The organism is Marinobacter shengliensis (assembly GCF_030297115.1).
Classification (GTDB): domain Bacteria; phylum Pseudomonadota; class Gammaproteobacteria; order Pseudomonadales; family Oleiphilaceae; genus Marinobacter; species Marinobacter shengliensis.
In genome coordinates this window covers 319,356-339,749 of sequence record NZ_AP028062.1, presented here as the reverse complement: position 1 = coordinate 339,749, position 20,394 = coordinate 319,356, and the positions used below count along the sequence as shown (strand labels likewise).

Sequence of the window (20,394 nt, the reverse complement as noted above, 5' to 3'; positions counted from 1 at the left end):
TACAGAACTATTCTGGCGGGAAGAATTCAGGGCGGCACTGGGCCGCCCTGGTAGGAGTCCTCAACGGCCGGATTTCAGCATTTCCCAGAACTTTGCGTAGATCTGCAAAGCATCATCACCGATATCCGCCTGGAATTCAGCATTCTCCATATCCGCATCGGTCGGGTAGCTAGCTCGGTCGTTAGCAACGGACTCATCCAGCAACTCAAGCGCGGCCTGATTAGGCGTCGCGTAACCAATGTCTTCGCTGATCAGGGCTGCGATTTCCGGCTGCAACACAAAGCTGATGAACTGGTGCGCCGCTTCCGGGTTACGGGCATTCTTCGGGATCACGAAGCTGTCGAGCCAGGCAATGATGCCTTCCTCCGGGTACACGTATTCCAGGCTCGGCATGGTTTCCTTACCCATCACCGCCTCGCCGTTCCAGATCATGCCCACGTCGGCTTCGCCTTCCAGGTAGGGCATGCGGGGCGCATCAGAGTTGAAGGTGCGCACAGACGGCATCAATTCCGCCAGTTTTTCGTAGGCTTCTTCGATTTCCTGCGGGTCAGTGCTGTTACCGGAATAACCCAGTACCCGCAGGCCAACGTGGAACACTTCGCGCATGTCGTTGGTCAGCATGACACGGCCCTGGAAGCGCTCATCCCAGAGATCTGCCCAGGCCGTCACCTCGCCTTCCACGTCATCGGTGTCCACCGCGATGCCAGTGGTGCCCCAGAGATAAGGAATGCTGTACTGGTTGTCCGGGTCAATATCCAGGTTCACCAGATCGTCGTCCAGGTTACCAAAGCCTTCAATCTTGCTGCGATCAATGGGCATCAGGAGGTCTTCCTGGCGCATTTTGCTGACGTAATAGGTGGAAGGCACAGCCAGGTCATAGGCAGCGCTCTCGTCCAGCAACTTCAGCCGGGCATACATGGCTTCGTTGCTGTCGTAGGTGGTGTAAACCACCTGAATACCGGTTTCCTCGGTGAACCTGTCCAGGACTTCCTGGGGCATGTACTCGGACCAGTTGTACAGGTTCAGCACCTGCGGGTCTTCAGAGCTACACCCGGTCAGGCCTATGGCCAGCATACCGGCCAGTGCCAGTTTCTTCATCGTCTACTCCTTAGCAATATCCATTGAGACAAGATCAACATGAACAGTGAGAACACCAGCAACAGCGTACCCAATGCATTCACTTCCGGCTTCAGCCCTACCCGCACCATGGAGTAGATGCGCAGGGGCAGAATTTCATAACTCGGGCCGCTGACAAAGGTACTGACGACCACATCGTCCAGTGACAGTGTAAACCCCAACAGCCAGCCTGCCACCAAAGCCGGCATGATCACCGGGATCAGCACCGTGCGGGTCATGGTGAAATCGCTGGCACCCAGATCCCGCGCGGCTTCCGGCAGGCGTTCGTCAAAGCCGCTCAGGCGTGCCATGACCGTAATCACCACAAACGGCAGACAGAAGGTGACATGGGCCAGCAGCAACGACACATAGCCCAGTTTCAGGCCCACTAACAGGAACAGCGCCAGCAGTGAAATCGCCAGCACGATCTCCGGCGACATCATCACAATAAACAGCATGCCATTGAGCAGCTTCTTGCCCCGGAACCGGTACCGATGAAGGGCCAGGGCGGTGAGGGCACCAATCATGGTCGACACAGTGGCGGCAGACAACGCCAGCCACAGGGAGTTCCACATGGCCTGCACCATGGCCCGGTTATTGAACAGCGCCTCGTACCAACGCAGGCTAAGCCCACCCCACTCATAGCCGCTGCGGGAATCGTTAAAAGAAAACACCACCAACACGATGATGGGTACGTACAGCAGAACATACACCAGGGTCAGGTAGGTGCGGGGCAACCAGCGGCTCATACACCGTCCTCCCCGATCCGCCGCTTACTCAGGCGGTGAGCAAACATCAGAAACGCCATGGCCAGGGTCAACACGATGCTGGCAGCGGCGCCGAAGGGCCAGTTACGAGCATCCAGGAACTGGTTCTTGATGACGTTACCCACCAGCAAGTTGCGGGAGCCGCCGAGAATATCCGGCACAAAGAACAGCCCCATGGCCGGCAACAGCACCAGCATAACGCCCGCCAGCACACCGGGCAGGGTAAGCGGCACAATCACATGAACAAAGGTCGCCAAGCGGCCGGCGCCAAGATCGTGAGACGCCCGAAGCAAATCTTCCCTCAGGTCATCAAAAACCGCATACAGCGGCAGGATCATGAACGGCAGCAGCAAATACACCAAGCCGACAATCACGGCTCCCTCGGTGTAAAGCATCCGCAGGGGCTCTTCGATTATGCCCAGGGACATCAGCGCGTTATTCAGCAGGCCATTGGTGGCCAGCAGCAGCTTCAGGGCATAGGTGCGCACCAGTGAATTGGTCCAGAAGGGTACGATCAGCAGGAAAATCAGCAACATTTGCCGCTGCTTGCCAACCTTGGTCAGCGCCCAGGCGAAAGGATAGCCGATCAGCAGGCAGATCAGGGTGGTCATGGCCGCCATGTACAGGGAGTGCAGGAACACGTCCAGGTACAGGGGGTTCATCAACTGCCGGTAGGCGTCCAGGTTCAGAGGCAGGGACAGAAAGCTGCCTGGGTCCCGGGTCATCACGCTGGCGCCCACCACCAGCAGATTCGGGGTCAGTACCAGGAACAGCAGCCAGCCCCAGACCAGCACCAGTACCGCCGTGCGAAACGGCTGCTGCGTGACGCTACTCATCCAGGTTGGCTTCCGCTTCAGCTTCCGGGCTCTCCATGGGAAGCAGCCATTCCCAGCCATCTACCCAGCTCACCTTCACCGGCTCACCCAATCGGTAGTCAAAGGTGGGATCGTCTTCGTCGAAGAATTCCGACGCCAGTACCTCGGTGCCGTCCTCAAGGTGAATAACCGAATCCAGGGTGCTGCCCTTGTAGTTCCGCTCCACCACCTTGCCGGCCACACCGTCATCGTCATCCGGCGCCAGAACCCGGATGTCCTCCGGGCGCAACAGAACGTGCAGGGGCTGGCCGGCGGCCACCGGGAAGTCGGGTTTGCGAAAGGTGCGTTTCAGGCCAAACACATCCACGGTAATGGTGTCATCGCCGTTGGCTTTGTCGATGCGGCCCGGGAAGAAATTGGTCTCGCCCACGAACCGGGCGGTGAACAGGTTGGCCGGCCGCTCGTAGACTTCCCTGGGAGTGCCCAGTTGCTGGATCAGGCCATCCTTGAGCACCACGACCCGGTCTGACATGGACAAGGCTTCTTCCTGGTCGTGGGTCACGAATACGAAGGTAATCCCGAGTTCCCGCTGCAGGCGCTTAAGCTCCACCTGCATGGTACGCCGCAGTTTGTAGTCCAGGGCTGACAGGGGCTCGTCCAGCAGCAGCATCTTCGGCCGTTTGACCACCGCTCGGGCAATAGCCACGCGCTGCTGTTGGCCTCCGGAAAGCTGGTGTGGTTTGCGCCGGGCAAACTCCTCCAACTGGACCATGGCCAGGGCTTCGTCGACCCGCTGACGGATCTCTTCCTTCGGGCGCTTTTCCATTTTCAGGCCATAAGCCACGTTGTCGAACACCGACATATGGGGGAACAGGGCGTAGTTCTGGAACACGGTGTTGAGCGGGCGTTTCTCCGGCGGGGTGTGGGTCAGGTCCTGGCCACCCAGCAGAATGGTACCGTCATCCGGATGCTCAAAACCGGCCATCAACCGCAACAGGGTGGTTTTGCCACAACCGGACGGCCCCAACAGGGTAATGAACTCGCCATCAAGGATCTCCAGATCCAGCGAATCCAGTACCGTTTTGCCGTCAAATTGCTTGGAGAGGTTGCTCAGAGATAGCAGTGTCTGTTTCATCGGCCCTGCCCACAGAATGAGCGGCTTATTTTTCCAGAAACAGGGGCAAACAGAAAGGGGCGTCGGGATAATCCGCAATCCCGACGCCCCTTGATCTCAGCTCACTTCGGCAGGTTTGCCAACATGCTGCTCACTGATCTGCAACGCTATCCAGATAGGCTTTGTCAGAAATGTTGGTCCAGGGCCGTACCTGTCCGAGGTAGTCGCGCTGGGAGGTGATGATTTCACGGGCCAGCTCGTCTTTCTCCGCGAACTCATCCAGCAGGCGATTGGTGGTGTCACGCAGGGCGTTGATCACTTCCGGCGGGAACACTTTGTGGGTGACGTCCGGATAGTCCTCGGTCATGCGGCTCCAGGCGACACCGCTCTCGTGGGTGCTCTGGATGTACATGTCATAGGCTGCGGTGCGCATGGATACCCGCAGAATTTCCTGAAGATCGGCCGGCAGCGAATCCCAGGTTTTCTTGTTGATCAGGAACTGCACCTCGGCATTGGGCTCCTGCCAACCGGAATAGTAGTACTTGGCGATCTGGTGAAAGCCCATCTGGAAGTCCAGCGCCGGGCCAACCCATTCCACAGCATCAATGGTGCCCCGCTCCAGGGCGGTGTATAGCTCGCCTGGCGGCAGGTTGGTAACCGCTACACCCAGCTCGGCCATCACTTCTCCGGCAAAGCCCGGGGTGCGCATCTTCAGGCCTTTGAGGTCGTCCAGGGAGTTGATTTCCTTGCGAAACCAACCACCCATCTGGTTGCTGGTATTACCGCCCGGAAACGACAGCAGGCCATAGGGCTCATAAACCTTCTGCATCAGCGCCATGCCATCATCGTGGTAGAACCAGGCATACATTTCCGGCGTGATCATGCCAAACGGTATGGTGGTGAAGTACATGGCGTTGGGGATGGTGCCCTTGTAGTAGTACGAGGCAGTGTGGCCCATGTCATACTGGCCGTTGCGCACCAGGTCAAAAATACCGAAGGGCGCCTTGTGCTTGTTCGAGGAATCGATTCGGAACTTCAGGCGGCCGTTGGACATCCGCTCCGCCATCGCGGCCATATTGCGGGGAGTCTCACCGAGGATTTTGGAGTTCGGGCCCCAGGTTTCAGCCAGGCGGATGGTGTAGGTTTTCTCGGCCACCGCAAACGGGCTGGTCAGCAGGGCAACCATCGTAAGGGCCGCCACGAAGATTCTGTGCATAGACATGGTGTTGGCTTCCATTGTTATTGCTTTGAGGGTAAAACGAACAAATAACGGAAAGCCATGATAACCGTGGAGGCCAGCCACGCCAATGCGGCAGGCCGGCCTCGCCGGTATCAGACCTTGAACTGGCTCACCAGCTCGCGCAGGTTTTCACCCAGCCGCGCCAGCTCGTGACTGGCTTCATTGGTCTGGGTAACACCGGTGTCACTGCGCTGGGCCGCATCCACAATACGCACCACGTTCTGGTTGATTTCTTCCGCCACCTGGCTCTGCTGCTCCGCGGCCGTGGCAATCTGGGTTACCTGATCATGGATCTGGGTCACCGACGTCACAATGGTGTTCAGCGCACCAGTGGCGTGATTGATGCGCTCGACAGTGGCTTCGGAACTCTTGCGGGAATGATTCATCCGTTCAACAGACGCCTTGGATTCGGCCACAAAGCCATCAATCATTTCCCGAATCTGATCGGCGGATTCCGCAGAGCGTTTGGCCAGCTGCCGAACCTCGTCCGCCACCACCGAGAAGCCACGACCGTGCTCACCCGCCCGTGCCGCTTCGATGGCCGCGTTCAGCGCCAGCAGGTTGGTCTGCTCGGTGACTGCATGGATCACATCCAGAACCTGCTGGATATCATTGGACTTCTCCGCCAGGGCGTTGATGCTGGCCGCCGTGCTCTCCATTTCTTCTGACAGCTGGTTGACGGCTCCTTGCGCGCTGGTGATGGTTTCACCACCCTCACGGGCCATGCGGTCGGCGTCTGAAGCGGCGCTTTCCACTTCATTGGCATTGCCGGAAATCTGCTGGATGGTGGCTGCCATCTCGTTGATCGCCGACGCAATCTGGTCTGTTTCCGAGCCCTGTTCCTGAACCGACTGCCGGGTTTCGTTGGCCACACGGCTCAGCTCTTCGGCGGCCGAGGCGACCTGATCGGTGGTGGAGCCCACTTCACGAATAGTATCCTGAATCTTGACCACAAAATGATTGAACCGGCGGCCAAGTTCCGCCAACTCGTCTTTGCCATCCTCCGGCAAACGCTGGCGCAGATCGCCATCGCCATCGGCAATTTCCTGCATGATGTTACTGACTTTGTTCAGTGGCGCTGTCACGGTGCGGCCAATCACCAGGCCGATGATCAGGGACACAGCAACCACAATGAAGGTCACCAACAGGATAAAGCCCATGGCCGCCGCCATGGCCGAATCGATTTCCTTTCGTGCCTCAACCAATACCCGCTCAATATCGGTGACGTAGATACCGGCACCCATCATCCAGTCCCAGCCCGGGATGATGCTTGAATAAGACACTTTCGGCTCTACCTCGCCCGAGGCGGGGTTTGGCCAGTCGTACTCATAGAAGCCGTCGGTTCCCGCCGCGGAGAACAGATCCCGAACCAGTTTCTGTGTCGTGGGGTTGGTCGTCGGGCCCTCGCGGGAAGGGTCCGGAGCGTAGGCGAGATTATCCAGATTACGGGCGTAGGCAAAAACGTAGTTATCCTGCCCGAATGTGATGGAGCGTAGCCGTTTGCGGGCTTCCTCGCGGGCTTCTCTGTCAGATAACCCGGAGTTGTTCTTGGCATCCATGACCACTGCCCGGGCCGTTTCCACGAGATTCTTCAGGCCTTCCTTACGGGCATCCAGAAGCTCTTCCTCCAGGCGTTCTAACTCGGCTTCTCCGTTTGCCTGAATCTGGCTGGCGGTGATCCAGGCAATGGTACCCGCCGTAATCAGTACGGGCACCAGTACGCCAATCAACAGGCGGGCTCGGATGGTCAGGTTGCTCAACAATGTCATGGTTCTGCTCCGGATTGTCTGCTCAGGCCTCGGGATTATCCACAGTGCCACGTACAAGGCTGTTCCAGTTTGTTAACGCCTGTATACCAATACTTAAGTACAAACATGTCGACTTTGTTGCCAGGCCATTTGTATCAAGCCTTTCGGGTAGTTCGGGTATCGGCCGTCATGTAAACGACTTGAGCTTGTGTCAGACTAAAGTTTCATGTCAGCCGTGCCGGGGAGAGCTCACCGTGAAACACCTTTTTCTCATCCGCCATGCCAAATCCAGCTGGGATAACGACAACCTCAGCGACAAGGACCGCCCGCTTAACCCAAGAGGCGAGCAACAGCTGGCACCGCTGGGGCGGGCACTGCTGCGTTACGGGGCCATGGCAGGAGAGATTCACGCAAGCCCTGCCCTGCGCGCCCAACAAACGCTGAAAGGCATCCTGCCTCCCTCGATTGGTGAAGCACAGATTTACACTAACCCGGAACTCTATACCTTTGATTACCGGCGTCTATTACAGTGGCTGCAGAACTGTGACGATCAGGCGCAAACCCTGGCCATTGTCGGGCACAACCCGGCTCTTTTGGAGCTGGCAGCAACCCTGGTGCCGCACGCTCCCTTTGAACTCCCAACGGCCAGCTTTATTCACATACGGTTGCCAATCAAACACTGGCGCAAGCTCGGCAAACGGGAGGGGCGGCTTGAAACCTTCCTGACCCCTGTGGATTTCAGTTTCGAGGCGTTCAATCGCAAGAATCAGAAACGGCACAAGAACGCCGGCAAAGCGACGGTCAAAGACACTCCGTCAGTGCTTTTGGGGCAGGCCGAGAGTCTTGCCCAGTTACATCGGGGGGTGATGCTCGGCCTGGACGATGAGTTTCTCCACCAGTATCGCATTGCCCTTCGTCGCAGCCGCGCCGTGGCCGAATCCCTGGCCGAGGTAACCGGAAACAAATCACTGAAGAGCCACATTTCCCACCTGAAACGACACGCCCAGGCCACGAGCAACCTGCGGGACCTGCACGTATTCAGCCAGGATCTGCCGCAGCTATGCAGTGACCAGCCAGAACTCCTGAAGGCACTGGAGCAATGGGTCTGCGCGCGGGTGGACAAGGAACAGAAAAAACTGGCGAAACGGCTTGCAAGCAAACGTTACCGGCAGAGCCTGCACAGCTGGGAAGACGAGCTGCAGTCACGGCAATTCCGCAAACTGATCGACAAACTCAGTACCAGGGACATTCAAAAAAGCGTTGAGCACCGGCTACGAATGTTCAACCGGAAAACCGCAGAACTGCTGCACGACTCGCCAGATGAGGACATCCACAATCTGCGCAAACTCCTGAAGCGCATCCGCTACCTGATGGAACTGGACATCGACAGCTGGAAATCCGCCCTTAAGACCCTGCGACAGCGCCAGGATCTCTATGGCCGGTTCCAGGATCTGCATGTCCAGATTGAGCTGGTCAAACGGTTTGCTTCAAACTACCCGGAGGATCCAAACGGCGCACTTCAGGCACTGCTGGACCACCTGATCATCAAAAAGGACGACACCCGCAGACTGATTCTGTCCATCGGCGGGCTGAAAGCTGGCTGATGCCAGAACATCAGATTCAGATTCTGACCATACGAGCTTCCAGGAGCAGGTTGGGGCCCAGCTTCGCCACTCTCACCTGGCCCGGATTCAAGCCAAGGTCTTCCAGGGTTTCCTGGATATCGTCCATGGCCTCTTCCGAGGGTGCCGCCAGCAGCAACTCACGCACTGACTCCAGAATCATCTTCACCGGCACGGTCATGAAATACACCGAGATCACCAGCATCATCACCGGGTCTGCGTATACTGCCAGCTCTGACCACTGACTTTTCTCCAGCATCCAGGCGGCGGCAAAACCGATCATCACAGCAGCACTCAGGGCGCTGTCCATCAGCCACTGCCTCTGCTCGGCCCTGACCAGGCCAGAGTCGTTCTGGAAGCTGGACCAGCGCAGATACACCCACACGGCCAGGCAACCCACCACGTTCACCGCACCAAACACCATGGCCATGTCGGCGGCCACCGCACGGCCACCCTGCAGCAGCGAAACCACCGCCGAGGCCAGCGAAAGCACACACACCAGGGCAATAACCAGGCCTTTCACCGCAATCACCAGCGGCTCCACCGCACCCAAACCAAACGGATAATCTTCTGTTGCCGGCCGACGCACCAGGCGAGCGGCATAGAGAGAAAGCAGGGACAGCGCCAGACTGATCAGTGAATAGGCGCCATCGAAAAGAATGACCAGGGAATCAACCCAAAGCCCCCAGCCGATACCGACGACAGCAAACAAGCCCGCACCGGCCGCAGATAATGTCAGCGCCATATTTTCCCGCGCCAGAGAAGTAAACATTTTGACCTCCTGAGAATTGCCGGCCATATTATCGGCATCATCACGAAGGCGTGAGTCGCTGAGCGACGGAAAATCCGGCGCAACGAGATAAGCATGAAAACTTCCCAGATTAAAACCTTTCTGTCCGTAGTCCGGAACGGCAGCGTGGCCGCGGCCGCCCGCGAGCTGAACCGCAGCCGGACGACGGTCAGCACTGTGTTGGCCTCGCTGGAGGATGAGCTGGGGGTTGAATTGTTTGAACGCAGCGGTAACCAGCTGCATCTGACCTCCATCGGCCAGTCCATTCTCACCGACTGTCGGCGCTTTGATCAGGTCGCCGGCCAGATACAGGCCCGCTGCCAGCACCACCTGAGCGGCGCCGAATCGGTGTTGCGCATCGCCCGGGACGATGCCATTCCCGAGGACGTGTGGCGAGACATCCTGCGCCGCCTGAAACAGCGGTTTCCGCAAACCAGCCTGTCGATCTATCTTGCCCCTCCGCGAGAACTGCCCTCGCTGGTCCGTAACCAGTCGGTGGATGTCGCCTACGGCCTGATGCCGGAACTGATGAATGAGGGCTACCAATGGTTCCGCGAGCTGGCTGACGTGCGCATGCTGACCGTCGCTGCGCCCGAGCATCCACTTAGCCAGCTCAAACGGGTAACCCAGGACGATCTGATCAGCCACACCGAAATCACCATCGCCTACATGCAGGATTCAGTGCTGGTGGCAGACTCACCGGAAACCGCCAACTACCTGGCGTTTACCCAGTACGAGTTGATCCGGGATGCAGTGATGGACGGTGCCGGCTGGGCGGACCTGCCGTTACCGTTAATTGCCGAGGCACTGCGGAAAGAACAACTGAAAACCATCCACCACCGCAGCGCGCGCTGGTGGAAGGTGTTCAGCGCCCTCGAGTCAGAGCAGGCTCAGGGCGGCGCCGTGGTAGGCTGGCTGGCTAACGAACTGGAAGCCTATCTGGAGACGATGGCCTGAAGGCCTGGCTGCTCATCGGCCGGAGCACCCTCGTCACACTTTTTGCAGTCCAGCTCAACTCCCAGCATGGCCTGCCGCCCTTCCGTGGTAACAACCCATGGGCGGTTCACCCACGGCGGATCGTGGCGCACATGCTGGTTATGCCCGCAGGCCAGCTGCGCCACCCAATGGTTTTCGTCGTCTTGGTGATAGCCGATGATGCGCTGTTTCATGATCTCCCCCTTTGATCCCAGGCCGACCAGGAATAAATCCCCAGCGCCACCCAGATCATGCTAAAGCTCACCAGTTTCGCGGTGCTCAGGGGCTCGTAGAACACAAAAAGCGCAATCAGGAACTGGATAGTGGGGTTGATGTACATCAGAAACCCCACCGTCGAGAGCTTCAGCCGCCGGGCGGCACCGGCGAAGGCCAGCAGGGGAATGGCAGTAACCGCACCGCTGGAAAGCAACAGCAAGGTACTGTAGCTGGTGCCACCAAAGTGAGACAAACCCTCCGATGACAACCAGGCCAGCGTCACCAGCCCCAGCGGCAGCAACAGCAGAGTTTCCACAAACAGGCCAGACAGCCCATCCAGCTCGACCTTCTTTCGCATCAACCCGTAGGTGCCAAAGCTGAACGCCAGCACCAGGGTAATCCAGGGCAGCTCACCCAGCAGAACAAACTGGTACAGAATCGCCACTGCCGCAAGGGTCACTGCAACCACTTGCAAGCGTGAAATCCGCTCCCCCAGAATCAGCAGCCCCATGGCCACATTCACCAGCGGGGTAAGGAAGTACCCCAGGCTGGCCTGCAGCACGTGCCGGGTTTCCACGGCATAAATGTAGACGCCCCAGTTAAGGGCAATGAACACCGCACAACCGAGTACGAAACCCAGCCTCTTTGGCTGCTTCAACGCTGCGATTACCGCCGGCCAGCGTGTGAGAAGGGAAATCACGATGGCGAGAAACAGGCAGGACCAGATTACCCTGTGAATCAGGACTTCCCAGGCGGGAATCCCCTGAAACAACGCGAAGTACAGGGGAAAACTGCCCCATAGGGTGTAGGCAGCCAGCCCATAGAGAACGCCTTTGGTGGTTTCCGGGTTAACCGGGGTCTTTGAGTGCATAGGTTCCTCATCACTGGACGAGATAATCTAGCACACCAAGGGTGACGGGAACCCCATGAATTATCCTAACCCGGCACTAACGTCTGACCTCCTCAATATGACAGGATTTCCTGTTATCAGCCTTTCAGGCAACAGGCTTTATACTTTCTCCCGCTGCCGCACGGGCAAGGTTCGTTGCGGCCGGGTTTGAGGGCACCCTCGCTCGTTTCGCCGGCCACGTAAAACCAGCGATCGCCTTCCCGCACAAACTCCGAGATTTCCTCCAGATAACCCCAACCAACTCCGGCCCGGTAGAGCGCACGGAAGTGGACACGGCCACGGGCGCCCTGCTCACTGGCATCCAGAACCTGCAGTGATGCCCACTCCGGAGAGTTTTCCAGCCCCAGCTCCGTGGGCCGGGTATCCGGATGCCAGGTGGCCATCAGGTAGTCGGGATTGCGCAGCACAAACGCCGCATAGCGAGAGCGCATCAGCGCCTCGGGGGTAGGTGCCGGCTGCCCGGAATGCCAGCGCTGGCAGCAATCCTGGTAGGCCTTGCCGCTGCTACAGGGGCACGGGCTTGATGATGTCATCGTGGTCATGGTGGCAGGCTCATGAGGTCCGTTTTGCCGGCAGTCTAGCAAGCCGGCCCCGGCCTGTCCCGCAGGCCGTCAATCTGCCCACAGCCTGGCGCGAAACCCGCTGCGCCGCCACAGCAAAGCCAGCCAGAGCGCGTGCAGGTTGATCAGCAGCGCCAGCACCCACTCAAAGGCATCGTCTTTCTGGCTGTACCAGTCCGGTACCACCGCCGTCAGAATCACCGAGAGAATGCCTACTGCCAGCGTCAGCTGACAAAGACGTAACAAGCGCAGGCCGGAGGTGTACCACCTCGGATGATTCATCAGGCAGGCGCTGACCAGCAACTGGCACAGATAGGTGAATGAAAAATACAGAACAACGCCAATACGGCGAGTCAGGTTAAAACCGTCCCCCGCATGGCCCAGCGCCAGGGTATAAAAGGCGAGGGCAGCACAGGCAATCAAACCGAGCCATGGAATCCAGGCAACGCGCCTAGCCTGAACACCAAGCTGGCGCAACCAGAGACCGTTCAGCCACCAGAACAAAATCCCCAGCAGTGCTGCCGGCAGCATGGTCCCCTTAAAAATGAAATAAGCGGTACCGTGGCGACCGGTTCGGCTGATGCTGGTGCAGCTGTCCCAATACGGCACACACCACGACACATACCCTTCTATTACTGACACGGCAAAGGTCAGGTGGATCGTCAGCAAGGGAATCAGTGCCGCTGCAAACGCCAACCACCATAGTGGCAAAGATCGGTGCCCCATACCGTTGCTCCTGAAACGTTTTATCTCTGACGTAACCCCAGGAACTACTTTACATGACCGCCTGCGGCCGCTGCATCATGGGCAGCACCAACGGCAGCAAAGATCGATGCACCGTTATAAATCCTGATTGCCAACGTACCGGGCCGTATATTCCTCGATAAGCGTTGGCAATCTTCTGTTCACCGTCAGGTGCGAGAGCCGTTCCATAAAAGCTTCCCTGAAGGATTCTGAATTGCACGGTGAGCCTTTCGGAAACGCAAAGAACAGCCCCTCCCTCGAAATCGGTGGGTCCAGTGCAATAAAATCGCCGGCAAGCCCGAGCCTCTGGAGTTTCACCTGCCCCTGAAGTTGTTCGTACAACACATAGTCAACTCGGCCCGCCCTGGCCATCAGGAATGACTGTTCAATCGTGCGCACCCCTTCGATCATCAGGTTTGCTTTTGCGTACTGATCGAAACGCTGACCAAAACTGTTGTTGATCAGGGTGCTGCCCCGCTTCATCTGCAAGTCCGGCCAATGGCGATACTCAAAAGGCCGGTCTTTTGGCACCCAGACGCTAGTGGGTAAGTGAGTCATCGGCGGCAGCACATAATCCATATAACCAATGCGCTCCGATGTCATAAAGGCGCCGGCCACGAGATCAAGATCACCCAGCTTTGCAAGATGCTGCACCCTGGCCCAGGAACCCTTGTCCCGAACCTCAACTTTAACTCCGAGCGGCTCTGTCAGCTCCCGCAAAAATGCTGGTATAGCGCCAACCAGCTCCCCGGGCGACCGGTCTGAACGCCAAAGCAGAGGTGGGTACTGAGGGTTACCACTGGCCAAGAGTGTGGTGCATACGAACCTTTCAGACTCTCCGGCCACGACCCCGTGATGGCTTACCGACACCATCATCAAGCAGGCAAGCACGAGCCTTGTCATGGCCCCACCAATCGTCACTTTGATTGACACACAGTCTCCTGATGCGAGAAAGCAGCCGCTGCAAACTGGTTGATAAAATGAACTAAATTGAGTGTATCACCGATCCTGCCGACCGGCAGGCTGAAAACTTGATATCTCTCAAACCCCGGTCAACTTCCTCAAACCCGTTTCGCCAATTCATGTCAGCCCTTCACAATTCATATGTTATAACATAACATTGTCAGCCCGGATTCGGCTTCTCTCGCCAGACCAAGAGGTTCCAGCGATGACACAACACCCTCATAACCTCGAACACTCCTTAAGTGTCCACGGGAAAAATGTACAGTGCCTTGCGGAAATACTCCGTGACAACGTTAACCTGGCCGTCTGGCAGAGACCCCGGAACAACCACTGGGCCGCATTCGTAAATGAATTCTGTAACCGCGCGGGGAACCTTGAACGTTTCGTCAGCCTCGAACGTGGGCAAAGTGCGGCCACTGCATTGCCCGGGTGGGCTCTTGATATCGAAGGTTCCAACCACTGGATTGCCGATGTCGACGAGCTGGCAGAGATGTATCAGTGCCTGTTTGAGCCTGAAGCGATAGGTCTTCGCATACATGTTCTGGCTGACACTATGTGCCCCAGATTTCATGTGGATCGGGTACCGGTGCGGCTGCTTTGCACTTACCGCGGGCCAGGAACCGAGTGGCTACCCGAACCCCTTGTTACCCGTCCTGCTGGTGAAGGCCCTCTGCCAGAGCAAAGTGTTCCCTCAGATCAAATTCAAACCATACCCACTGCCGCCGTCGCCCTTCTGAAGGGCGAAGCATGGGAGGGCAATGAGGGCCGGGGACTGGTGCATCGTTCACCGCAGCCGAATGGCACCCCAAGACTGATTGTTGGCCTCGATTGGCTTTCATCCTGAACCTTTAATGCAACGTTATAACATGAACAAAGGAGTGAGAATTCAATGAAACTAGCACCCCCCGCTCAAAAACCGGTAACACCAAGGCTGATCATTACATCCATTGTCGCAGCCTCAGCACTCATGCTTTCTGGATGCGGCGGCAGCAGCTCCAGTGACGGTCACGACCACACAGAGATCGAGACCGCCGGGCGCCTGGCCATTTATGACAGCACCGGCTCACAGATCAAGGTGATGGACCTGGACGACGGAAGCATACTGGAACAATTCCCCCTGGACGGTGAGGCACCCCGCCTGTACCGATCACCCAACGCACGGTATGGGGTAGTCATCCAGCGTGGAGATGACCTGGTGTCCTTTGTTGACAGCGGACTCTATACCGAAGACCACGGCGACCACATGCATGATTACGCGGAAACGCCATCCATGCTGAGCCTGACGCTGAACGATCACCGGCCCACCCACTATTCCCTCGGCGAAGAGTATGGCGTGGTGTTCTACGACGGCGCGGCCAGCGCGGCCAACGCCAAGGTGACAGTCTTCTCCGACCACTCCCTGGAAAGTAACAGTGAGGTCGCATCTCTGGGTCGTGACAACAACATGCATGGCGTTGCCAAGATGGTTGGGGATCGCCTGTTCGTTACCCGTCGTGATTCATCGATCACCGATACGACCCTGCCAGCGGAAGTTGAGCGTTACCAGCTGGACGGTGGCAGTTTCACCCACGAACACCTCTACGCTGAACAATGCCCACGCCTGCATGGCGCGGCAGCCAATCACCATGCCCTGGCCTTCGGCTGCTCCGATGGTGTGCTGGTGATCGATCTGGAAGACGATACCTTCCCTGCTGAAAAACTGGATAACCCACCAACCCTGATCGACGGCAGCCGCATTGGCACCCTGGTTGCCCATCATGACGTCGACGCCCTGGTTGGCATTGCCGGAAACCAGCTTTTCGTCATCAACCCGGAAGATGCCGAGCCCTACCTGGAGTTGACCTTGGGCGAAGGCGTCACTCGCATTGCCCAGGGCTTTGATGGACACGGTGAAACCTTCTACGTGTTCGGTAATGACGGCAAGCTTCGGTTGTTCGACCCGGCCGACGGCTGGCTACTGGCTGCCACCCTGGACGTTATGGAGCCACTGGCAGAGGGCGACCAAGTTGCGTTTACCGAGTCGGCCAGCGAAGACCGCCTGTTTGCACTGACACCGGATGGTCAGTCCATCATCGAAATCGACACCCATGAGCGGGAGGTTCTGCGGACGATTGCCCTGGACTTCCAGGCCGCCAGCCTGGTCTGGCTTGGCCTGATGGATGATCACGACCACGATCACGCTCACTAACCAACACCGATCACACAGCGCCGGCTGCTCAACGCATCACCGGCGCTGACTCCATTTCCTATGCAAGCAGTACGAGGATTCAACATGCGTTTTACCCGCCTTCAAGCCGGCCTGTTCTCCACCTTGCTGGTGCCATTTGCGTCGGCCCAGGCCAATGAAATGAACCCAGACATCAGCGTGGTTCTGGATGGTTATTACAAACAGAACGCCACCGCGCTGTCCCACCGGGACGAAGGCTTTGGGCTCGGGCACACCGAGCTGTCTTTGTCTGCCCCAATTGATGATCTGTTCGCAGGCCGCCTGACCGCCGTCCTGGAAGAACATCACGGCGAAACCGAAGTGGCACTGGAAGAAGCCTACCTGCAGACCACCGGCATGCCCTGGAACCTGAGCATTCGGGGCGGCCGCTTCCTGTCCCAAGTTGGCTACCTGAACAGTCGCCACATGCATGAAGACAACTTTGTCGAGCGCCCCGCAGCCTATCGGGCTCTTCTGGGAAGCCACTACTTCGACGACGGCCTGCGGGTCAACCTGCTGATGCCCACACCGTTTTTCTGGCAGATCGGGGCGGAGGCTTTCAACGGCAATCGCCTGACGGAAGGTGACGAAGACATTGGTGTGTACACCGTCAACACTCGTTTCGGTGGCGACATCGGGGTGTCACAAAGCTGGCAGGCCGGGCTGTCCTATCTGAACAACCGCCAGGTTCATGGTGACCATGACGGCGATCACGATCATGACCATGACCACGGTGATCACGACCACAGCCATGCCGCCGCCTACACCGGCGAGAACCTCTATATCGCCGACCTGGTCTGGAAATGGTCGCCTGATGGCAACACCCGCCAGCAACAGCTGACGCTCAGCGGCGAATACCTGTACGCGGACGAACTGAACGAACATGCCCGCTCCTCAGATTACCACCAGGGCTGGTATACCTCCGCTGTCTACCGCTTTACCCCCCAGTGGTCTGTCGGTGCCCGCTATGGCCGGGTGGATCTCAAGGAAGCCCACGGTGACCACTTCCACGATCAGCAACTGAAAGAAACCGACGTGATGTTGGCCTGGTCCCGGTCCCACTTCTCGACTCTGCGTCTGCAGTACACGCACCAGAGTGCTCACGGTTTCGATGACGCCGACAACACCGTCACTCTGCAGTACGTGATGACCTTCGGAGCTCATGGTGCCCATGATTTCTAAGCCCAACCGCCTGGCATGGGTGTTTGGCTGGCTGCTGGCGTTTGCCAGCGTGCCGGCCAGCGCCAGTCTGAATGTGTTCGCCTGCGAACCAGAGTGGGCCAGCCTGGTCTCGGCGTTGCTGCCGGATGCAACCATCACCACCGCGACCACCGCCTGGCAAGACCCGCACTACATTGAGGCCAGACCCAGCCTGATTGCCGCCATGCGTAAAGCCGACCTGGCCGTGTGCACGGGTGCGTCGCTGGAAGCCGGCTGGCTGCCTTCGCTGATCTCAAGGGCGGCCAATCGCAAGATCCAGCCCGGCAGCGATGGGCTGTTCTTTGCCGCCGACCATGCTCCTCTGCATCAGAGTCATGAGCACGTTGACCGCAGCATGGGGGACGTCCATCCAGAGGGCGACCCGCACCTGCATCTGTCTCCGGACGCCATCCCCCTGGTTGCCGATGCCCTCGCCGAACGACTGGCTGCCCTGGTCCCCGATCAGCAAGCGCAGATTCAAATGAGGTACATTCGGTGGCGGGGAGAGTGGAACCAGCAACGCCAGTCCTGGCGTTCTGCCGCCCGGCAACTGGCCGGGACCGGTGTGGTTACCCAGCACTCCACCTTCGATTATCTGCTGCGTTGGCTGGGCATCGAGGTCATTGCCGACCTGGAGCCAAAACCCGGCTTACCACCCGGCAGCGCGTACCTGCGGAACGTACTGGCCACCCCGGACCTGGCTCGTGCCAGCGTGATTATCGTCGCCTCCTATCAGGATGATCGTCCGGCCCGGTGGTTATCCTCACAATCCGGCATACCGGCGATAGTGCTACCTGGCACCGTCACCGGCCAACCGGGTGAAGAGACTCTGGAGCAGGTTATCAACCTGATCGTCGACACACTGTTGAATCATCAGGAGCCAACGAATGTGGAATGAGTGGGGCTGGATGTGGCCGGCACTCACCGCCAGCGCGCTGACTGCAATCGCCCTGGTGCCTCTGGGCAACCGGGTACTTGAGCGGGGTATGGTATTTGCGGATCTGGCGATCGCCCAGTGGGCGGCGCTGGGCATTTTGCTGGTCGGTACGGTACTCCCTGCCAGCGGCTCCACTGCAAGCCTTGCCAGCAGTCTGGCCCTGGCGCTGCTTGCGGTTGCCTTGGTCAGCCTGGTTTTACGGTATCTGACCCGTCACCGTGAAGCCATGATTGGCCTGCTCTACGCACTGGGCGCGTGCCTGGCCACCTTGCTGGTAAGCCAGGACCCCCACGGCGCACAGCGGCTTGCCCATACCCTGAACGGAGATCTGCTCTGGACCACACCCACGGTGCTGGCCCCGATGGTGCTGCTGGCACTGGCCGTGCTTGTCTGGCAATACGTCCTGCCGCAGAGTTACAGGGGCTGGCTGTTCCTGCCAATGTTCGCTATCGCCATCACACTGACGGTCGACCTGGCCGGCATCTACGTGGTGTTCACCTCATTGATTGCCGCCCCACTGCTACTGATACACCTGCGGGGCACCAGCATTGTCTTCGCCATACTGACGTGCCTGGCGGGCCACAGTCTGGGGCTTCTGATCTCAGCCTGGCAGGATCTGCCAACCGGGCCAACCGTGGTTATCGCTGCCATGGCCACCTGTGCCAGTGCGGCGGTGCTGGCGCGCAAACCCATCAACCGGGACGCTTGGTAACCGCCATCGTCAGCCTGGAAATGCAGGTCAGCTTGCCCTGCTCGTTCTCCAGGCGGATTTCCCAAACCTGGGTGGTGCTGCCGATGTGCTGGGCGCGGGCCGTGCCGTACACCCAGCCGCCGGTCACCGGGCGAATGTGGTTGGCGTTGATATCGAGCCCCACCGCCACCGTGTTCTTGTCTTTCAGGCAGCAATTGGCCGCCATGCTGCCCAGGGTTTCCGCCAGCAACACCGAGGAACCGCCGTGCAGGATGCCAAACGGCTGAACCGTACGCTGGTCCACCGGCATGCGGCCTTTCACGTAATCGTCACCAATTTCGAGGTATTCAATACCCATGTGACTGACGGCGGTGTTCTTGCTGGCCTCGGCCATGTATTCCAGGTTCGGGGTAACGGTCCAAATCGCCATACTTGGAAATTCTCCAGATTGAACTTTAGTCTGTTATAACTGTCAGCACTGAGTCTATACAGGTAGGATGCTCATAACCAAGCCTTTATAGAGCAATTTGGCAAATTGACCAATTCGACCAAAAGAGAGGGACCTGATATGAAAAAAACCGGTGTGATGACCGCCGCTCTACTCGCTGCTTCGTTTGCCATGCCAGCGGTTGCCCAGCTGAGCGTGGAAGACCAGATCAAAGCACGCCAGGCTGGCTACCAGTTCATGTCCTGGAACATGGGCAAAATCAAAGCTCAAGCCGTTGATGGCGATGTGGAATTCAATGCAGACCAGATGAAAGCGGCGGCCAACGCCATTGCGGCCATCGCCAATTCTGGCATGGGCGCGCTTTACAGCCCCGATTCAACCATGGATAAAGCAGAGAATACCCGCTTGAAGCCGGAATTTTTCGAGCAAACGGATAAAGTTCGGGAAGTCGGCACTAACTTCGTTCGTGAAGCCAACAAACTGCAGGAAGTGGCCGCAACCGGTGACCGTGGTGCATTGGCGCGCCAGTTCAGCGCTGTCGGGCAAACCTGCAAAGCCTGCCACGACAACTTCCGTGCCGACTGATCAGCGCGGTTAACCTACCAGCCCAGATCCTGGGGGGCAGGTTCCGGCGCCGGCGGTGGTGATACAAGCTCACCGCTGGCCGCCCACACCACCGCCAGTGCCAACACCAGAGACACCACGAACGCGATCGCACCCCCGCCTTTAGCATCTTCGGCGTGCCCGTCCGGGACCACTTTCCTGCCAGTGATCATCGGTTTCACCAGATTGTCTTTCCTGACGTGGGTGTAGAACATCACCGCTGCCACATGCAGGGCCACCAGGCCGTACAGATACCATTCGGTTTGCCGGTGCCAGCCACTCAGGGTGCCGCTCAGATCTGACGACACCAGCGGGTACAGAGGGCCGTAGAAGGCAATTTCGTCATTGGCGAACAACCCAGTCACAGCCTGAAAACCGAACAAGCCGATCAGGGCCAGAACCGATAAAGCACCCAGCGGGTTGTGGCCCACGCCCTGCCACCGGCCTTTGAGATAGGCCATGATAGCGCCGGGGCCGCGTACAAAACGGGTAAACCTGGCGTAACTGGAACCCAGAAAGCCCCAGGCGATACGAAAGGCCAGCAAGCCCACAACCAGTAAGCCAAATCGCTCATGCCAAACCATCCAGCTGCCACCGAGCTTGGTGGTCGCGATGGCACCAAGCACCGCCAACACCAACAACCAGTGAAACAGCCGGACCGGTAGATCCCATAATCGAATAGTGGTCATCTTCATTCCCTTGCGTCACTCACGGATTGGCGACATAGAC

Annotated in this window: 22 protein-coding genes; 8 read left to right on the top strand and 14 right to left on the bottom strand. The window is 58.3% G+C overall.

Annotation, left to right across the window (positions count from 1 at the left end; all coding sequences use genetic code 11):
* Positions 1–60: 60 nt before the first annotated feature.
* From QUE75_RS01485 to QUE75_RS01460, 6 genes are all read right to left on the bottom strand, one after another.
* The gene (locus tag QUE75_RS01485; RefSeq protein ID WP_061332502.1) at positions 61–1,098 is read right to left on the bottom strand and encodes an extracellular solute-binding protein; all 1,038 of its coding nucleotides are present in this window, start codon (positions 1,096–1,098) and stop codon (positions 61–63) included.
* The gene (gene potC / locus QUE75_RS01480; protein ID WP_058093013.1) at positions 1,095–1,865 is read right to left on the bottom strand and encodes a spermidine/putrescine ABC transporter permease PotC; all 771 of its coding nucleotides are present in this window, start codon (positions 1,863–1,865) and stop codon (positions 1,095–1,097) included. The genes QUE75_RS01485 and potC overlap by 4 nt, the downstream gene beginning before the upstream one ends.
* Positions 1,862–2,719, bottom strand: a complete 858-nt coding sequence (gene potB, locus QUE75_RS01475; RefSeq protein WP_106694322.1) for a spermidine/putrescine ABC transporter permease PotB — start codon at positions 2,717–2,719, stop codon at positions 1,862–1,864. The genes potC and potB overlap by 4 nt, the downstream gene beginning before the upstream one ends.
* On the bottom strand, positions 2,712–3,833 hold the full coding sequence (gene potA, locus QUE75_RS01470; protein ID WP_058093015.1) for a spermidine/putrescine ABC transporter ATP-binding protein PotA: 1,122 nt from the start codon (positions 3,831–3,833) through the stop codon (positions 2,712–2,714). Before potA ends, potB begins: the two co-directional genes overlap by 8 nt.
* A gap of 130 nt (positions 3,834–3,963) precedes the next feature.
* Positions 3,964–5,028 (bottom strand): TRAP transporter substrate-binding protein, encoded by a 1,065-nt coding sequence (locus tag QUE75_RS01465; protein ID WP_286255559.1) that lies wholly within the window; start codon positions 5,026–5,028, stop codon positions 3,964–3,966.
* Positions 5,029–5,144: 116 nt separating this feature from the next.
* Positions 5,145–6,821 carry a methyl-accepting chemotaxis protein gene (locus QUE75_RS01460; protein ID WP_286253178.1) on the bottom strand — a complete coding sequence of 559 codons (1,677 nt, stop codon included), beginning with the start codon at positions 6,819–6,821 and terminating at the stop codon, positions 5,145–5,147.
* A gap of 233 nt (positions 6,822–7,054) precedes the next feature.
* Between QUE75_RS01460 and QUE75_RS01455 the strand changes: the two genes are divergently transcribed.
* The gene (locus QUE75_RS01455; RefSeq protein ID WP_286253175.1) at positions 7,055–8,404 is read left to right on the top strand and encodes a CHAD domain-containing protein; all 1,350 of its coding nucleotides are present in this window, start codon (positions 7,055–7,057) and stop codon (positions 8,402–8,404) included.
* Positions 8,405–8,420: 16 nt separating this feature from the next.
* Here the strand turns inward: QUE75_RS01455 and QUE75_RS01450 are convergent, their stop codons facing one another.
* Positions 8,421–9,194, bottom strand: coding sequence for a cation diffusion facilitator family transporter (locus QUE75_RS01450; RefSeq protein ID WP_058093018.1), 774 nt, complete (start codon positions 9,192–9,194; stop codon positions 8,421–8,423).
* Between the two features lie 93 nt (positions 9,195–9,287).
* Between QUE75_RS01450 and QUE75_RS01445 the strand changes: the two genes are divergently transcribed.
* Positions 9,288–10,169, top strand: coding sequence for a LysR family transcriptional regulator (locus tag QUE75_RS01445; RefSeq protein ID WP_286253173.1), 882 nt, complete (start codon positions 9,288–9,290; stop codon positions 10,167–10,169).
* On the opposite strand, the gene QUE75_RS01440 is transcribed toward QUE75_RS01445, so the two are convergent.
* From QUE75_RS01440 to QUE75_RS01420, 5 genes are all read right to left on the bottom strand, one after another.
* A complete protein-coding gene (locus QUE75_RS01440; protein ID WP_286253172.1) occupies positions 10,148–10,381 on the bottom strand; it encodes a DUF3565 domain-containing protein in 234 nt (77 codons plus the stop codon). The genes QUE75_RS01445 and QUE75_RS01440 overlap by 22 nt on opposite strands.
* A complete protein-coding gene (rarD, locus tag QUE75_RS01435) occupies positions 10,378–11,274 on the bottom strand; it encodes an EamA family transporter RarD (RefSeq protein ID WP_138436968.1) in 897 nt (298 codons plus the stop codon). Before rarD ends, QUE75_RS01440 begins: the two co-directional genes overlap by 4 nt.
* Positions 11,275–11,390: 116 nt before the next feature.
* Complete coding sequence (locus QUE75_RS01430; RefSeq protein ID WP_228263862.1) at positions 11,391–11,855, bottom strand: YchJ family protein; 465 nt, start codon at positions 11,853–11,855, stop codon at positions 11,391–11,393.
* Positions 11,856–11,924: 69 nt separating this feature from the next.
* On the bottom strand, positions 11,925–12,599 hold the full coding sequence (locus tag QUE75_RS01425; protein WP_061331182.1) for a Frag1/DRAM/Sfk1 family protein: 675 nt from the start codon (positions 12,597–12,599) through the stop codon (positions 11,925–11,927).
* A 114-nt stretch (positions 12,600–12,713) separates the two neighbouring features.
* Positions 12,714–13,550, bottom strand: coding sequence for a substrate-binding periplasmic protein (locus tag QUE75_RS01420; protein WP_286253168.1), 837 nt, complete (start codon positions 13,548–13,550; stop codon positions 12,714–12,716).
* Positions 13,551–13,785: 235 nt separating this feature from the next.
* Here QUE75_RS01420 and QUE75_RS01415 point away from each other — a divergent pair, with 235 nt between their 5' ends.
* The 5 genes from QUE75_RS01415 to QUE75_RS01395 all read left to right on the top strand — a co-directional run bounded on the left by QUE75_RS01415 (position 13,786) and on the right by QUE75_RS01395 (position 18,635).
* Positions 13,786–14,424 carry a DUF1826 domain-containing protein gene (locus QUE75_RS01415; protein WP_286253166.1) on the top strand — a complete coding sequence of 213 codons (639 nt, stop codon included), beginning with the start codon at positions 13,786–13,788 and terminating at the stop codon, positions 14,422–14,424.
* Positions 14,425–14,469: 45 nt separating this feature from the next.
* The gene (locus QUE75_RS01410) at positions 14,470–15,768 is read left to right on the top strand and encodes a hypothetical protein (protein WP_286253164.1); all 1,299 of its coding nucleotides are present in this window, start codon (positions 14,470–14,472) and stop codon (positions 15,766–15,768) included.
* A gap of 84 nt (positions 15,769–15,852) precedes the next feature.
* Positions 15,853–16,968, top strand: a complete 1,116-nt coding sequence (locus tag QUE75_RS01405; RefSeq protein WP_286253163.1) for a porin family protein — start codon at positions 15,853–15,855, stop codon at positions 16,966–16,968.
* On the top strand, positions 16,958–17,884 hold the full coding sequence (locus QUE75_RS01400; protein WP_286253160.1) for a metal ABC transporter solute-binding protein, Zn/Mn family: 927 nt from the start codon (positions 16,958–16,960) through the stop codon (positions 17,882–17,884). The genes QUE75_RS01405 and QUE75_RS01400 overlap by 11 nt, the downstream gene beginning before the upstream one ends.
* Positions 17,874–18,635, top strand: coding sequence for an ABC transporter permease family protein (locus tag QUE75_RS01395; protein WP_106694312.1), 762 nt, complete (start codon positions 17,874–17,876; stop codon positions 18,633–18,635). Before QUE75_RS01400 ends, QUE75_RS01395 begins: the two co-directional genes overlap by 11 nt.
* Here the strand turns inward: QUE75_RS01395 and QUE75_RS01390 are convergent.
* Positions 18,616–19,044 carry a hotdog fold thioesterase gene (locus tag QUE75_RS01390; protein ID WP_286253158.1) on the bottom strand — a complete coding sequence of 143 codons (429 nt, stop codon included), beginning with the start codon at positions 19,042–19,044 and terminating at the stop codon, positions 18,616–18,618. The genes QUE75_RS01395 and QUE75_RS01390 overlap by 20 nt on opposite strands.
* 138 nt (positions 19,045–19,182) lie before the next feature.
* On the opposite strand from QUE75_RS01390, the gene QUE75_RS01385 reads away from it, so the two are divergent.
* Positions 19,183–19,647, top strand: a complete 465-nt coding sequence (locus tag QUE75_RS01385) for a c-type cytochrome (protein WP_286253155.1) — start codon at positions 19,183–19,185, stop codon at positions 19,645–19,647.
* 14 nt (positions 19,648–19,661) lie between these two features.
* On the opposite strand, the gene QUE75_RS01380 is transcribed toward QUE75_RS01385, so the two are convergent.
* Complete coding sequence (locus QUE75_RS01380; RefSeq protein ID WP_286253153.1) at positions 19,662–20,354, bottom strand: cytochrome b/b6 domain-containing protein; 693 nt, start codon at positions 20,352–20,354, stop codon at positions 19,662–19,664.
* Between the last annotated feature and the right edge of the window lie 40 nt (positions 20,355–20,394).

Excerpts from the sequence above, each read along its gene's own strand:
- QUE75_RS01425 (WP_061331182.1), bottom strand. The coding sequence starts at position 12,599 with ATGGGGCACCGATCTTTGCCACTATGGTGGTTGGCGTTTGCAGCGGCA.
- QUE75_RS01440 (WP_286253172.1), bottom strand. The coding sequence starts at position 10,381 with ATGAAACAGCGCATCATCGGCTATCACCAAGACGACGAAAACCATTGG.
- QUE75_RS01415 (WP_286253166.1), top strand. The coding sequence starts at position 13,786 with ATGACACAACACCCTCATAACCTCGAACACTCCTTAAGTGTCCACGGG.
- QUE75_RS01445 (WP_286253173.1), top strand. The coding sequence starts at position 9,288 with ATGAAAACTTCCCAGATTAAAACCTTTCTGTCCGTAGTCCGGAACGGC.
- potC (WP_058093013.1), bottom strand. The coding sequence starts at position 1,865 with ATGAGCCGCTGGTTGCCCCGCACCTACCTGACCCTGGTGTATGTTCTG.
- QUE75_RS01460 (WP_286253178.1), bottom strand. The coding sequence starts at position 6,821 with ATGACATTGTTGAGCAACCTGACCATCCGAGCCCGCCTGTTGATTGGC.
- QUE75_RS01400 (WP_286253160.1), top strand. The coding sequence starts at position 16,958 with ATGATTTCTAAGCCCAACCGCCTGGCATGGGTGTTTGGCTGGCTGCTG.
- QUE75_RS01465 (WP_286255559.1), bottom strand. The coding sequence starts at position 5,028 with ATGCACAGAATCTTCGTGGCGGCCCTTACGATGGTTGCCCTGCTGACC.
- QUE75_RS01405 (WP_286253163.1), top strand. The coding sequence starts at position 15,853 with ATGCGTTTTACCCGCCTTCAAGCCGGCCTGTTCTCCACCTTGCTGGTG.
- QUE75_RS01410 (WP_286253164.1), top strand. The coding sequence starts at position 14,470 with ATGAAACTAGCACCCCCCGCTCAAAAACCGGTAACACCAAGGCTGATC.
- QUE75_RS01485 (WP_061332502.1), bottom strand. The coding sequence starts at position 1,098 with ATGAAGAAACTGGCACTGGCCGGTATGCTGGCCATAGGCCTGACCGGG.
- QUE75_RS01450 (WP_058093018.1), bottom strand. The coding sequence starts at position 9,194 with ATGTTTACTTCTCTGGCGCGGGAAAATATGGCGCTGACATTATCTGCG.
- QUE75_RS01395 (WP_106694312.1), top strand. The coding sequence starts at position 17,874 with ATGTGGAATGAGTGGGGCTGGATGTGGCCGGCACTCACCGCCAGCGCG.
- QUE75_RS01385 (WP_286253155.1), top strand. The coding sequence starts at position 19,183 with ATGAAAAAAACCGGTGTGATGACCGCCGCTCTACTCGCTGCTTCGTTT.
- QUE75_RS01430 (WP_228263862.1), bottom strand. The coding sequence starts at position 11,855 with ATGACCACGATGACATCATCAAGCCCGTGCCCCTGTAGCAGCGGCAAG.
- QUE75_RS01380 (WP_286253153.1), bottom strand. The coding sequence starts at position 20,354 with ATGACCACTATTCGATTATGGGATCTACCGGTCCGGCTGTTTCACTGG.
- QUE75_RS01390 (WP_286253158.1), bottom strand. The coding sequence starts at position 19,044 with ATGGCGATTTGGACCGTTACCCCGAACCTGGAATACATGGCCGAGGCC.
- potB (WP_106694322.1), bottom strand. The coding sequence starts at position 2,719 with ATGAGTAGCGTCACGCAGCAGCCGTTTCGCACGGCGGTACTGGTGCTG.
- potA (WP_058093015.1), bottom strand. The coding sequence starts at position 3,833 with ATGAAACAGACACTGCTATCTCTGAGCAACCTCTCCAAGCAATTTGAC.
- rarD (WP_138436968.1), bottom strand. The coding sequence starts at position 11,274 with ATGCACTCAAAGACCCCGGTTAACCCGGAAACCACCAAAGGCGTTCTC.